Raw genomic sequence first — 14,142 nt, 5'->3', positions numbered from 1 at the left:
TATGGAAATAAATCCAATTCTGCAAAATGTATTAGCCCCGCCAGTTCTTTTCTTCTTGATTGGAGCAATATCAGTACTCTTTAAATCTGATTTAGAAATACCAGCTCCATTACCAAAACTCTTCTCCTTATATCTTCTACTAGCTATTGGGTTTAAAGGAGGTATAGAGATACAGAAGAGTGGTTTTACTGATCAAGTATTGCCTACTTTAAGTGCTGCAGTACTGATGTCACTTGTAATCCCACTAATTGGATTTTTAATTTTAAGAATTAAGTTTGATGTCTTTAATTCAGCCGCAATAGCAGCCGCATACGGATCAATTAGTGCTGTTACATTTATTTCCGCAGAAAGTTTTTTGGAAAGTCAAAAAATAGCCTTTGATGGGTTTATGGTTGGCGCCTTAGCTTTAATGGAATCTCCCGCAATAATTGTTGGATTATTACTTGTAAAATTCGCAGCTCCCAAAAACAGACCAAAATCAAGAAAAATGCATCTAAGCGCAATATTACACGAATCACTTTTGAATGGATCGGTTTATTTATTGCTCTCAAGCTTAATTGTAGGATTTCTCACTGCTTCAAGTAATCCCTCAGGGATTGCAAAAATGGAGCCTTTTACTGGACAATTATTCTATGGAGCAGAATGCTTCTTCTTGTTAGATATGGGAATAGTTGCTGCTCAAAGATTGCCGAGACTGAAAAGTGCAGGTTCATTTTTAATTGGCTTTGCCATTTTTATGCCTTTGTTTAACGCATTTATTGGTGTTTTCGTTGCAAGATTTTTATCTTTAGGACCTGGCAACGCACTTTTATTTGTGGTTTTATGTGCAAGCGCATCTTATTTAGCAGTTCCTGCAGCGATGAGGATGACAGTTCCAGAAGCTAAATCTAGTTATTACATTTCAACTACACTAGGTCTAACTTTCCCATTCAATATAGTTCTTGGCATTCCCATATATATGAGTTTAGTAAATACCATCATCCCATTGTCCCCTCTATAAAAATGAAAAGATTAGACTTGATATTTAGTGAAAGAGAACTAGATGCAATCATTAAAACATTAGAAAAAGCTAATGTTCCTGGATATACAGTTATGAAACACGCGACAGGCAGAGGTCCTGAAAGAGTTGTTACTGAAGATATGGAATTTACAGGATTAGGAGCAAATGCTCATGTAATTGTTTTTTGTGAGCAAGAATTAATAGATAAAATGAGAGATAACATCAGGGACGATTTAAGCTATTACGGAGGAGTTGCTTATATTTCTGAAGCAACACCCCTTTAACTTAAATAAGCAATATTTATTTCTAAGAATGAATCCAATCTACTCTTATATTTTTTCGACTATTTAGGTATCTATCAATTGACATTGCAGCAATACATCCATCAGAAGCCGCAACTACGGCTTGCTTAAATGGTGTATTTCTTATGTCTCCAATAGCCCATACTCCATCAGAGTTTGTAGACATAAAGTCATCAACAATAACTCCTCCATCTTCTTTTAAAGCAATTTGATCCCCTAAAAAATCAGTAATCGGCTTTGAACCACTCATATAGACAAACACTCCATCTAAATTTAAATTGATAGGATTTTCTTCTTTTTTATTTTTTACAACAACCCCATTCACACCCATATCATCACCCAATATTTCCAATAATCTTGTTCTACTCCAATGTTTTATATTTGAATTGTCCATCAATTCCATAGCTTCTTCATTATCTGATTTAGGATCACTTGATGTAATCCAATGCACAGTTGATGCAAATTTAGTTAAAACAGTTGCCTCTTCAATTGCCTCCTTGTTCACTCCAACAACGGCAACTTCTCTATTTTTATAAAAAGCCCCATCACATGTAGCACAATAACTTACTCCTTTGCCAAGAAAATCCGCCTCGCCCTTAAATGATGCAGGCCTACCCATGGCTCCACTTGCAAGTACAAGTGCTTTAGCTTTAAAAGTGCCTTCTGGCGTATAAACCATTTTCCATTCTCCACTAGCGTCTATTCCAAACACTTGCGCTCTTCTATAATCTGTGCCGTATTGCACAGCCTGTTCTCTCATTAGAGTAAGTAATTTCTCTCCACTTATATCAACCGGGACACCTGGATAATTAGCAATTTGATGAGTTATTGCTAAGGCGCCAACAGATGGATTTTTATCTAAAATTACTGTCTTTAAGTTTGAACGAGATGTATAAAGTGCGCAAGTACATCCGGCCGGGCCTCCTCCGATAATAACTACATCTGACTCAATGATTTCCAATTTTAAAAAACTCCTTTTTTAGTAGTTCATTAGATGAGTTCTTGGTTAGAAGATATTTTTGAAGTAAATACCTGAACCTTTATATAGATATAAGTTAAAAGAAAAAAGAGAAAAAAGCTTAATATAGAAACAAACTTACATAGGAAAAACATAAAAAATTAATTATCAAAATGATCAGTTACGTGAAATGTTCTGTATTGATCTATTATTAGATCATATCGAAAAATCAATTGCCGTTGAAACATTATATTTTTCATGACCAACTCTGATTACCTTTTAAAAGCTGCCATTAAGAAAGTAACCGAAAAATTAAACGAAATATTGGTTGAAAAAATTGAAGAAGCAACAAATATTGCTCAGGATGCTCCAGAAATTCTCAAAAAAGAATTTGATAGTTTAAAAGAATCCATAATCGAAGAGGCATCAAGACTGGAAAAAGCCGAAAATATTCAAGAAAATGAGTCTACAAAAACTTATCAAGATTCCAAAATAAAAAAAGCTTTAAATGAAATTGAAGGTATCAATAAGCAAATTGATCTCTTTAATAAAAATATAAATAATCAAATTAAATGATTTATCACATTCTTCATTATCGTTTAAAAAAATTGAAGAGGGCCTTTCTTATTTGGATAACTCTGATTTCTCTTTTAATAAATTTATGGGTAGATAATATTAGATTTACAATTTTCCAAAATAGGAAGAATGAAAAAATTAGGGTCCAAGTTAAAAGAGCTAGGTGGTTTACTAATCAATTAATAAAGCTTGGATCAGCATTTATTAAAATTGGACAATTATTATCAGCAAGACCTGATTTAATTCCTAATACCTGGATACAGGAATTGTCTAAATTGCAGGATCAAGTTCCTAATTTTTCATTTGCGCAAGTTGAAAAAACTATAAGAGAGGAACTAGGACATAAGTTTAATAAAATAGATCAAATAATATGTGATCCGGTTGGATCAGCATCACTAGCGCAAGTCCATAAGGCGACTTTGAAAGATGGGAAGAAAGTAGTATTTAAAGTTCAAAGACCTAATTTAAAAGAATTGTTTATTATAGATTTGGGCATAATGCAGCAAATAGCAGGATTATTACAGAAAAATAAGAATTGGAGTCGAGGCAGAAACTGGGTTGAGATTGCTAAAGAGTGTAGGAAAGTTCTCATGAAGGAGCTTGATTTTAATTGTGAAGCACAATATGCAGCAAGATTTAGACAGCAATTTCTTGATGATGAAAATGTTGAAATTCCTGAAGTAATTTGGGATATGAGCAGTGAAAAAGTCCTTTGTTTAAGTTATCTAGAAGGAACAAAAATAAGCGATTTAGAAAAATTACAATCACAAGAGATAGATTTACCTAAAATCGCAGAAATAGGCGCCATCAGTTATTTAAAACAATTAGTAAATTACGGTTTTTTTCATGCAGACCCTCATCCAGGGAATCTAGCAGTTTCCAATGAAGGTAAATTGATTTTTTATGATTTTGGAATGATGGGCAATATCTCAAATAATCTTCAAACAAGATTAGGGGGGATGGTTAAGGCTGCCGCTTTAAGAGACGCCTCATCACTTGTCAGTCAATTACAACAAGCTGGGCTAATTTCAAAAGATATTGATGTAGGACCAGTCAGAAGATTAGTCAGATTGATGCTTAAAGAAGCCTTAACTCCACCATTTAGTCCAAATGTAATTGAAAAATTATCTGGAGATTTGTACGAACTTGTTTATGAAACACCATTTCAACTACCAGTAGATTTAATCTTTGTTATGAGAGCTTTATCAACTTTTGAGGGAGTTGGTAGAATGCTTGATCCAGGGTTTAACCTTGTATCAGTTACCAAGCCTTATTTAATAGAACTTATGACTTCAAATAATCAAACTCCCAACGATTTAATTAACCAATTTGGAAGGCAAGTAGGTGAACTAGGATCAAAAGCTGTTGGCATTCCCAAAAGAATAGATGAAAGTTTAGAAAGATTAGAGCAGGGCGATTTACAATTGCAAATAAGAATGGGAGAGTCTGATAGGCAATTTAAAAAAATGTTTACTGCTCAAAAAACATTAGGCCATTCAATTCTTATAGGAAGCTTATCAATTGCATCTGCTTTACTTGTAACCAATAAACAAAATAATTTTGCATTGTTGCCACTTTTTTTTGCACTACCAATAAGTATTGATTGGATAAAGTGCCAATTAAGTATGAGAAAAGGCTCACGTTTAGAAAAACTTAAGCGCTAAAAAACTATATATTTTTGGGACCTAAACCTAAAGCTCCAGCGAATCTTGCTTGATTTCCCAATTCCTCCTCAATTTTCAAAAGCCTATTGTATTTCGCAATCCTTTCACTTCTGCTCAAAGAGCCTGTCTTGATCTGACCCGATCTTGTGGCGACAGATAAATCTGCAATTGTTGTATCTTCAGTCTCACCACTTCTATGACTAATAACACTGGTAAAACCAGACATTTTAGCTAACTCAATAGCTTCCAAAGTTTCAGTTAATGTTCCAATTTGATTTACCTTTATTAGGATTGAATTGGCAGACTTTTCCATAATCCCTTTCCTTAATCTTTCTGTATTAGTAACAAATAAATCATCACCAACAAGCTGAACTTTATTTCCTAATTCTTTGTTTAATTCTGACCAACCCTCCCAATCATCCTCAGCTAAACCGTCCTCTATTGAAACTATTGGATAATTAGAAACTAATCTTGAAAGATATGAAATCATTTCAGAACTATTTAAACTTTTACCTTCATATTTATAAATACCATCACTATAAAATTCAGTACTAGCAGCATCTAAAGCTAAAGATACCTGCTCACCAGGCTTAAATCCGGCTTTTTGAATTGCTTCTAACAATAAGTCCCCTGCTTCTTCGCTTGATGACAAATTAGGTGCAAATCCACCCTCATCTCCTACAGCAGTAGATAGACCTTTTTGATCAAGTAATGATTTTAATGAGTGAAAAATTTCAGTCCCCATTCTTAATGATTCACTGAAACTATTAACTCCATGTGGGACAAGCATAAATTCCTGAAAATCAAGACTATTTGGTGCATGAGCACCACCATTTATTACATTCATTAATGGGACAGGAAGGAGATTGGATAATGGATCTCCAAGATACCTATACAGTGGAACGTCTAAAGCATTTGCTGATGCTCTGGCACTTGCAAGACTTACAGCAAGGATTGAATTTGCTCCAAGGTTAGATTTATTAGGAGTTCCATCAATTTCAATCATTAATTTATCTACTGCAGTTTGATCTAAAGCTGACAAACCACATAAAGCCGGGGATATTGTTTCATGAATTTTATTAACAGCATTTAAAACACCCTTCCCCATATATTTTGAACCACCATCCCTTAATTCATGTGCCTCATGGGCACCAGTGCTAGCTCCGCTGGGAACAATTGCTCTACCACTTGCACCACATTCCAAAAATACTTCTGCTTCTACAGTTGGATTGCCTCTTGAATCAAGGACTTGCCTTGCTTCAATAGTATCAATAAGAAAATCAATAGTTTCTTTCACAATTTAATTATTACTATATAAATCCTATTAATAGCTGAACTATTTGGCTAATATCTGAAATATATATGTTAACCAATTATAATTTTTGATTTCACAACAACTTAAATACTAGTTAACCCTTTTATTAATTCTGACGTCCCTGCAACCGCTCTCATAAGCATATTTTTCAAATTCATCTTACAATTTAAAGATTATTGAATGATTATTAATGCAGATACTATTTAGAATATTAATAGATAATCAACTATATTTTTTATAGTTTATGAGAGAAACACTTACAACTAGTCCCGAACTATTTAGCGATATCAGTTGGAATCTTCTTTTATTAGCGGAAGAAACAGCAAAAAAATGGGATCATAGCGAATTTAATATTGAACACATAATTCATACATTGTTCTCATCAAGTGAATTCTTTGCTTTCATTGAAAAATTATCAATCGACCAAGATACAGTTTTAGATATAACAGAAGATTTTTTAGAAGAGACTCCAATAAATGAGTCAGATATTTTTACTATCGGAGAAGATTTGGAAATTTTATTAGATAATGCGAATCAGATTAAAAGCCAATGGGGATCGACATTCATAGAAATCCCTCATTTACTAATTGCTCTTGGAAGAGATTTAAGAATTGGAAATTATGTTTTTGAAGAAGGCAACCTTTCGATGGAAAAATTAGAAGAAGAATTAAAGTTTTTCCCAAATATTAATCAATCAAAAGATTCTTTTAATTATGAGAAAGTACTTGAAATCAATAATCAATCTAATTTTGAATCAAACAAAGAGACTTTAGTTAAAGCAGAAAAATTTAAAGAAGCTATTGTTCCATTACCCAAAAGTAAACTTCAAATTGAAACCAAAAAACAATTTGAGAAAGATGAAAATGCTCTTTCAATTTATGGAAAAGATTTAACAGAATCAGCAAAAAAAGGCTTACTAGATCCCGTTTTAGGGAGAGAAAACGAAATCAATAATTTAATGAGGGTACTCTGCAGAAGAAACAAGAATAATCCTATACTTATCGGTAATCCTGGAGTTGGTAAAACCTCAATTGCAAAATTACTTGCGCAGTTAATTGTGGACAAAAAAGTTCCTGATTCTTTAAAAGACTTTAAAATTATTTCGCTTGACTTAGGTGCTTTAGTTTCTGGGACAAAATTTAGAGGCCAACTAGAAGAAAGGCTAAGCTTAATAATGCAGGAACTTAACAATCCAAGCCAAGGAATGATTCTATTTATTGATGAAATTCATTCAATATTAAGTTCTGACAGATCTTCTACAGACATTAGCAATATCTTAAAACCCTTACTGGCTGAGGGAGAACTTAGATGTATCGGCACAACAACACCTGAGAAATTTCGTGAAACTATTGAAAAAGATCAGGCATTAAATAATTGCTTTCAAAAGATAGCTGTTAATGAACCTTCAGTAGAATTAAGCGCAAAAATACTGCAAGGTATCAAAAAGAAATATGAATCACATCATGGCATAAAAATCTCTCAAGAAGCTGTAATCTATTCTGCAAAATTGGCCGACAGATACATCAGCGATAAATGTCTTCCTGATAAAGCAATAGATTTAATTGATGAAGCAGCTGCAGAGTTAAAAATCGAATCTAATAAAAAGCCTCAAATAATTCTCCAACAAGAAAACAAACTTCATACTATTAATGAAAAACTGAATAATTTGCAAGGAGAAAATATCGAAGCTCAAGAAAAATTATTGAATATGAGGCAACAATCAGAGTCAAAACTGAATGTTCTTTTGGACAATTGGAACAATTTGCGGGAAGAAATGGAGCAATTATCTATTTTAATGAAAGAAGAAGATAAGTTAACCAAACAAATCAAAGATAAATCAAATGGAGAAATTGAAAATGATCTGGATTATTTAGAAAAGCTTGAAGAAGAGTTAAATGAAATAGAGAATGAAATACAAAAAGTTGAAGAGAACTTTAATAAAATTAAGAAAAATAGAAATTTCCCTTTTAAATATCAAGTTGAACCTGATGATATTGCTGATGTTGTCTCAAAAATTACAGGTATTCCAATTTCAAAAGTAGTTTCAAATGAACGCAAGAAATTAGTCAATCTAGAAACAGAACTAAGTGAAAAAGTTATAGGACAAGAAAAAGCTATAGAAGCTGTTTCTGCTGCAATTAGAAGAGCTCGTGTTGGTATGAAAAGTCCTAAAAGACCTATCGGATCTTTTTTATTTATGGGTCCTACAGGTGTTGGAAAAACAGAATTAGCAAAATCTCTTGCAACAGCTTTATTTGATGAAGAAGACGCACTTTTAAGATTAGACATGAGTGAATATATGGAGAAAAATGCCGTAGCAAGACTTTTAGGAGCTCCTCCAGGATATGTTGGTTATGAAGAGGGAGGTCAATTAACTGAAGCTGTAAGACGTAAACCCTATTCAGTAATACTTCTTGATGAGATAGAAAAAGCACATTCAGAAGTTTTTAATATCCTTTTACAAGTCTTAGATGAAGGAAGATTAACGGACTCTCAGGGAAGGACCGTAGACTTCAAAAATACCGTAATCATTATGACAAGCAATTTAGCCGGTAAATCGATACTGGAGTATTCACAAAAGATTTCTAAAAGTGAGGGAAAGCTAGAAAAAGACCAACAAATCTTAGATGATTCAATTAGTAATACATTGTCTTCAATTTTTAGACCTGAATTTTTAAATAGAATTGACGAAGTAGTAAAGTTTAATCCATTATCTATTGATGAGCTTCAAAAAATAATAATTTTACAAACAGAAGATTTAAAAAACCTACTTCTTGAACAGAAAATAAATATCACTATTGACAAAAAAGTTATTAATAAAATTGCAAACGATTCTTACGAACCTGAATATGGTGCTAGGCCACTTAGCAGGGAACTTAGAAGACAAATAGAAAATCCCTTGGCTGCAAAACTTTTAGAGGATAACTTCAAAAACAAAAAAAATATAACAATTAAACTTAACCCTGCTAAAAAAGATGAGATCGTTTTCAAACCTAGCTGAGGAGTAAATCAATAAGCTAAAATAAAATTAAAGCGTAAAGCTTAATTTAAAAAAAAATTTTGTGACAAGTCCTACCACTAATAAAGAACCTCTTAAACAGGATTCTCCTGAAGTTGAAGAGCCTAAAAAAAAGAATAATTTTTTTAGATCTACCTACGATGAGCTTAAACTTGTCGTGTGGCCTAACAAACAACAACTTTTTAGCGAATCAGTAGCAGTTATAATTATGGTATCTTTTTCTGCTGCAGCAATTGCTTCTGTTAGCAGATTCTATGGATGGGCAGCCTCGCAAATTTTTGGTTGAATTATCTCCCTTATATCCATTAATAAAGATCTTAATTAAGCTTACAGAAAAATGAGTAATGAACTAACTACAAGCCTTGCTTCTTCAAAAGCAAATACAAGCATCGCAAGATGGTATGCCGTTCAGGTAGCATCAAGCTGTGAAAAAAAAGTAAAAGCGACTCTTGAGCAGAGATCAGTCACTTTAGGTGTTAATAATAGAATCATTGAAATTGAAATTCCCCAAACTCCAGGAATTAAATTAAAAAAAGATGGAAGCAGACAAACTACTGAAGAAAAAGTTTTCCCAGGTTATGTCCTCGTTAGAATGATTTTGGATGAAGATACAATGATGGCTGTTAAAAGCACTCCAAATGTTATTAACTTTGTAGGTGCTGAAGACGGTAGAGGCAGCGGAAGATCAAGAGGTCATATCAAACCTCGACCATTATCAAGACAAGAAGTTAATAGAATCTTTAAGCGCGCATCAGAGAAAAAAGCTGTAATCAAGTTAGATATTGAAGAAAAAGATAGAATCATTGTAACTAGCGGTCCATTCAAGGATTTCCAGGGAGAAGTTATAGAAGTTTCCGGAGAAAGAAATAAATTAAAAGCATTACTTTCAATATTTGGGCGCGAGACTCCTGTAGAATTAGAATTCTCCCAAATCAATAAACAAAATTAATTTCTAATTGTTCTTGTTTATCGAGTAAAATTATGATTTTCTACTTCAGCTTAAATTCTCTAATCTAATGGCAAAAAAAATTGTTGCAGTTATCAAGCTTGCTCTACAAGCAGGCAAAGCAAATCCTGCTCCTCCTGTAGGGCCAGCTTTAGGACAACATGGTGTCAATATCATGGCATTTTGCAAAGAATACAACGCAAGGACACAAGATAAAGCAGGTTTTGTAATTCCAGTCGAGATTTCTGTTTTTGAAGATAGAAGCTTTACTTTTATCACAAAAACACCTCCTGCTTCCGTTTTAATAACAAAAGCAGCTGGTATAGAAAAAGGATCAGGTGAATCCGCAAAAGGCTCAGTTGGGAATATAAGTAAAGCTCAATTAGAAGAAATAGCCAAAACTAAGCTTCCTGATCTAAACTGTTCTAGTGTTGAATCAGCAATGAAAGTAATTGAGGGTACTGCTCGTAATATGGGCGTCTCTATCACTGATTGAGTTCAATACAAAATTTCTCACTATTTAGGGGAGGTTAATCAATAACCGTTTGCACCCAATATTATTATGAAAAAACTATCTAAAAGAATGGCGGCTCTATCAACAAAGATAGAAGATCGCATATACGCACCACTTGAAGCTCTTAGTATTATCAAGGAAAATGCTAATGCGAAATTTGATGAAACTATTGAAGCACATATACGTCTAGGTATTGATCCAAAATATACTGATCAACAATTAAGGACTACTGTTGCATTACCACATGGTACTGGCCAAAGCATCAAAATTGCAGTAATTACAAGCGGTGAGAATGTATCGAAAGCTAAGGCCGCTGGTGCAGATTTATTTGGCGAAGAAGATCTTGTGGAAAGCATCAACAAAGGAAATATGGAGTTTGACCTACTTATCGCAACTCCAGATATGATGCCAAAGGTTGCAAAATTGGGAAGAGTTTTAGGACCTAGAGGTTTAATGCCTAATCCTAAAGCTGGGACTGTAACTAATGACATTGCTAATGCAATAAAAGAATTCAAAGCTGGTAAGCTCGAATTTAGAGCAGATAAGGCTGGAATCGTTCATGTACGCTTTGGAAAAGCAAGTTTCACAAAAGAGGCTCTATTTGAAAACTTAAAAACTTTACAAGAATCAATTGATAAAAACAAACCAAGTGGAGCCAAGGGAAAGTATTGGAAAACTTTTTATGTAACCTCAACAATGGGGCCTTCAGTTCAAGTAGACATAAATGCTGTACAAGATTACCAACCTGAAGGTTAACTCTTTGTAGTATAATTTTAATTGCAATAATACGGCCAAAGAAAGTAGGTTGATTTAGTTATTCTAAATTTTTAATTCCTACCGAGGACTCGTCTTAAATTATTTCTTTTTGGATCTAATAAAAGCGGCCTCTTTAAAAGAACTTTGCCGCATTTCCTGCTCTCCCTAAATTACGATCCAAAAAACCTCAATGGGCCGAACACTAGAGAATAAGCAACAAATCGTTACTGAGATTAAATCTCTATTAAACGACTCGGAAATGGCTGTAGTTCTTGACTATAAAGGTTTAACTATCAAAGAGATGTCAGATTTGCGATCTAGATTGCAAACAACTAACGGCATCTGCAAAGTTACTAAAAATTCATTAATGCGTAAAGCTATTGATGGTGATAGTAATTGGAACGATCTTGAATCTTTACTGACCGGAACAAATGCTTTTGTCTTAATTAAAGAAGATGTTGGTGGTGCTGTAAAAGCTATCCAATCTTTTCAAAAAGACACCAAAAAATCCGAAACCAAAGGAGCTTTATTTGAAGGCAGACTTCTAAGCGATTCTGAAATAAAAGAAATTGCAAGTCTTCCATCTAAAGAAGTATTGATGGCAAAAATTGCTGGCGCTCTTAATGGCGTTGCAACAAAAATTGCGATCTCTATTAATGAAGTACCTTCTGGACTTGCTAGATCACTTAAACAACATTCTGAAAAATCAGAATCTTAAATTCAAAACCTAATTAACTTTTAAGAAAATGTCCGCAAAAACTGAAGAAATTCTTGAATCATTAAAATCTCTATCACTTTTAGAAGCATCTGAGCTTGTAAAGCAAATTGAAGAGGCTTTTGGTGTATCTGCTGCAGCTTCTGCAGGTGTAGTTATGGCAGCTCCTGGAGCAGCTGGCGGTGACGCAGATGGTGGCGCTGCTGAAGAAAAAACTGAATTTGATGTAGTTCTCGAAAGCTTTGATGCAGCCGCAAAAATCAAAGTACTTAAGGTTGTAAGAAATGCAACTGGTCTTGGTCTTGGCGATGCAAAAGCACTTGTTGAAGCTGCGCCAAAAACAGTAAAAGAAGGAATTGCTAAAGCAGATGCTGAATCTTTAAAGAAAGAGATTGAAGAAGCTGGCGGTAAAGTTACACTTAAGTAAGAGAAGATTTTTTCAAGCCGATATTTAAGTGTATCGGCTTCAGAAATTATGAATAGTGATAGTATTGCAATTGAAGCTGCAACAGATGGTGCCTGCAGTGGTAATCCAGGTCCAGGTGGTTGGGGTGGCTTAATAATTTTTGACGACAACAGTGAATTAGAAATAGGTGGTTCCGAGCAAAATACTACTAATAATAGGATGGAACTCGTTGCGGCTATAAAAACACTTGAGAAATTAAAAACCTATAAATTAAAAGAGAACTTCAAATTAAGAACTGATAGTAAATATGTCATAGAAGGTTATACAAAATGGATTATTAATTGGAAGAAAAATGGATGGAAAACAAGCTCAGGAAAATCAGTTCAAAACCTTGATTTATGGCAAAAAATTGATCAATTAAGAATTAATGGCCTTGTAATGGAATATGTTAAAGGCCATAGCGGTGACAAACAAAATGATAGGGTTGATAAAATAGCAACCAACTACAGCAAAGGAATATCTTTAGTAAGTAATTTAAAAGAGTCAGTATCTTCGGTAGACTTTTTTGAAAAAAATGCACCTTCTGAAATTCAGGAATTATTTTCAAGAAATGAATTAATTCAAAAATTTGCGGACAAAAAGTACTTATTAAGTTCACTAGAACTAAGTAATTTATTGGGTGAAGAAAACCACTTAAAGATAAAAAAATATTTATTGTTTGAATGGCGTAATTGGAGATTGATTCCTAAAGATAAAAAATATTGGATAATAGAAAAAAAGAATCCTGATTTTTTATGAATAAACAGAAGGGGGTATTTAAAAATCTTTATAAAAACTTGATGAACCCTATACTGAAAAAAGACTCTGGAATAGATGCAGAATACTTAACTAATTTATCTCTTAGCCTTCTATCATTTAGTTCACGAAAATATAATTGGCCTGTAGTTTCTTCAATACTGAAAAATCTAAATGAAGAATTTTCTATAGTCGATAAAAGGTTAAGTCAGAACATATGTGGAATAAATTTTTGTAATCCAATTGGTTTAGCTGCGGGTTTTGACAAAAATGGGAGTGCGGCGAATATATGGAAAGATTTTGGTTTTGGATTTGCTGAACTTGGTACGGTAACTAAATTTGCTCAAAATGGCAATCCCAAACCAAGGTTGTTTAGATTGGCAGAAGAAGAAGCAGCATTAAATAGAATGGGTTTCAATAATAATGGTGCTGAGAATCTTGTTAAAAACTTTCTTGAACAAAGAATTAAATTTAAAGAAAACAGGGTGAATACTTGTTTGGGAATAAATTTCGGCAAGTCTAAAATTACAGGTTTATCTCAAGCAAAAGATGATTATTTAACTTCTCTAAAATTATTAATTCCATACTGTGATTACGCAGCAATAAACGTAAGTTCTCCAAATACTGAAGGACTAAGAAAGTTGCAAGATCCAATTCTTCTAAAAGAACTTCTTAAAGAAATTAAAAACTTACCTAATTGTCCACCATTATTTGTAAAAATTGCACCAGATTTAAGTCTTGAAGATATTGAAAATATTTGCCAATTAATTATCGAGGAAAACATCGATGGAATAATTGCTACTAACACCAGCATTAATCGATTAGGTCTTGAAAATAGAAAGATCAGCCAAACAGGATTATTACTTTCTGAAGAGAATGGAGGATTAAGTGGAAGACCTCTACAAAAAAAAGCTAATCAAATAATAAAACATATTCATAGTATTGATAAAAACATTATTTTAATTGGCGTTGGCGGAATCGATAGTCCTAAGTCAGCTTGGGAAAGAATTTGTTCTGGAGCATCATTAATTCAACTCTATACAGGATGGATATATAAGGGTCCACAACTAGTACCCGATATACTTGAAGGAATCATTAAGCAAATTAATAAACATCAATTATCTAATATAAAAGAGGCCATTGGAACAAATTTAAAATGGGTTGAATAAAATAAGA

General features: G+C 33.3%; 15 protein-coding genes. 13 read left to right on the top strand and 2 right to left on the bottom strand.

Features of this window, described 5'->3' with window-relative positions:
* The first annotated feature begins 1 nt into the window (after position 1).
* Positions 2–1,000 (top strand): sodium-dependent bicarbonate transport family permease, encoded by a 999-nt coding sequence (locus tag HA140_RS01160; RefSeq protein ID WP_209039392.1) that lies wholly within the window; start codon positions 2–4, stop codon positions 998–1,000.
* A gap of 2 nt (positions 1,001–1,002) precedes the next feature.
* Entirely contained in the window at positions 1,003–1,284 is a 282-nt protein-coding gene (locus HA140_RS01155; RefSeq protein WP_002805886.1) for a P-II family nitrogen regulator, read from the top strand.
* A 22-nt stretch (positions 1,285–1,306) separates the two neighbouring features.
* Here HA140_RS01155 and HA140_RS01150 read toward each other — a convergent pair whose 3' ends face one another.
* Positions 1,307–2,263 carry an NAD(P)/FAD-dependent oxidoreductase gene (locus tag HA140_RS01150; protein ID WP_209039391.1) on the bottom strand — a complete coding sequence of 319 codons (957 nt, stop codon included), beginning with the start codon at positions 2,261–2,263 and terminating at the stop codon, positions 1,307–1,309.
* Between the two features lie 255 nt (positions 2,264–2,518).
* Here HA140_RS01150 and HA140_RS01145 point away from each other — a divergent pair, with 255 nt between their 5' ends.
* A complete protein-coding gene (locus HA140_RS01145) occupies positions 2,519–2,836 on the top strand; it encodes a hypothetical protein (RefSeq protein WP_209039390.1) in 318 nt (105 codons plus the stop codon).
* The gene (locus HA140_RS01140; protein ID WP_209039389.1) at positions 2,833–4,500 is read left to right on the top strand and encodes an ABC1 kinase family protein; all 1,668 of its coding nucleotides are present in this window, start codon (positions 2,833–2,835) and stop codon (positions 4,498–4,500) included. Before HA140_RS01145 ends, HA140_RS01140 begins: the two co-directional genes overlap by 4 nt.
* Positions 4,501–4,504: 4 nt before the next feature.
* On the opposite strand, the gene eno is transcribed toward HA140_RS01140, so the two are convergent.
* Complete coding sequence (gene eno, locus HA140_RS01135) at positions 4,505–5,797, bottom strand: phosphopyruvate hydratase (RefSeq protein ID WP_209039388.1); 1,293 nt, start codon at positions 5,795–5,797, stop codon at positions 4,505–4,507.
* Between the two features lie 262 nt (positions 5,798–6,059).
* Here eno and HA140_RS01130 point away from each other — a divergent pair, with 262 nt between their 5' ends.
* The 9 genes from HA140_RS01130 (at position 6,060) to HA140_RS01090 (ending at position 14,135) form a co-directional block, all read left to right on the top strand.
* Positions 6,060–8,816, top strand: coding sequence for an ATP-dependent Clp protease ATP-binding subunit (locus HA140_RS01130; protein WP_209039387.1), 2,757 nt, complete (start codon positions 6,060–6,062; stop codon positions 8,814–8,816).
* Positions 8,817–8,877: 61 nt separating this feature from the next.
* Positions 8,878–9,120 carry a preprotein translocase subunit SecE gene (gene secE / locus HA140_RS01125; protein ID WP_077141848.1) on the top strand — a complete coding sequence of 81 codons (243 nt, stop codon included), beginning with the start codon at positions 8,878–8,880 and terminating at the stop codon, positions 9,118–9,120.
* Positions 9,121–9,171: 51 nt separating this feature from the next.
* Positions 9,172–9,783, top strand: coding sequence for a transcription termination/antitermination protein NusG (gene nusG, locus HA140_RS01120; protein WP_032517322.1), 612 nt, complete (start codon positions 9,172–9,174; stop codon positions 9,781–9,783).
* A gap of 67 nt (positions 9,784–9,850) precedes the next feature.
* Complete coding sequence (gene rplK / locus HA140_RS01115) at positions 9,851–10,276, top strand: 50S ribosomal protein L11 (protein ID WP_002805232.1); 426 nt, start codon at positions 9,851–9,853, stop codon at positions 10,274–10,276.
* A gap of 66 nt (positions 10,277–10,342) precedes the next feature.
* A complete protein-coding gene (rplA, locus tag HA140_RS01110; RefSeq protein ID WP_209039386.1) occupies positions 10,343–11,050 on the top strand; it encodes a 50S ribosomal protein L1 in 708 nt (235 codons plus the stop codon).
* A 190-nt stretch (positions 11,051–11,240) separates the two neighbouring features.
* Positions 11,241–11,768, top strand: coding sequence for a 50S ribosomal protein L10 (rplJ, locus tag HA140_RS01105; protein ID WP_011862246.1), 528 nt, complete (start codon positions 11,241–11,243; stop codon positions 11,766–11,768).
* Between the two features lie 28 nt (positions 11,769–11,796).
* Entirely contained in the window at positions 11,797–12,192 is a 396-nt protein-coding gene (gene rplL, locus HA140_RS01100; protein WP_209039385.1) for a 50S ribosomal protein L7/L12, read from the top strand.
* Between the two features lie 48 nt (positions 12,193–12,240).
* The gene (locus HA140_RS01095; RefSeq protein WP_209039384.1) at positions 12,241–12,969 is read left to right on the top strand and encodes a ribonuclease H family protein; all 729 of its coding nucleotides are present in this window, start codon (positions 12,241–12,243) and stop codon (positions 12,967–12,969) included.
* Positions 12,966–14,135: a quinone-dependent dihydroorotate dehydrogenase gene (locus HA140_RS01090; RefSeq protein ID WP_209039383.1), complete on the top strand. Its 1,170-nt coding sequence runs from the start codon at positions 12,966–12,968 to the stop codon at positions 14,133–14,135. Before HA140_RS01095 ends, HA140_RS01090 begins: the two co-directional genes overlap by 4 nt.
* The last annotated feature ends 7 nt before the right edge of the window (positions 14,136–14,142 follow it).

Origin of the sequence: Prochlorococcus marinus CUG1417 (assembly GCF_017695975.1) — a bacterium.
Taxonomy (GTDB): domain Bacteria; phylum Cyanobacteriota; class Cyanobacteriia; order PCC-6307; family Cyanobiaceae; genus Prochlorococcus_A; species Prochlorococcus_A marinus_AG.
The sequence above is the reverse complement of the archived record's forward strand: the minus strand, read 5'-3'. Positions and strand labels throughout refer to the sequence as shown.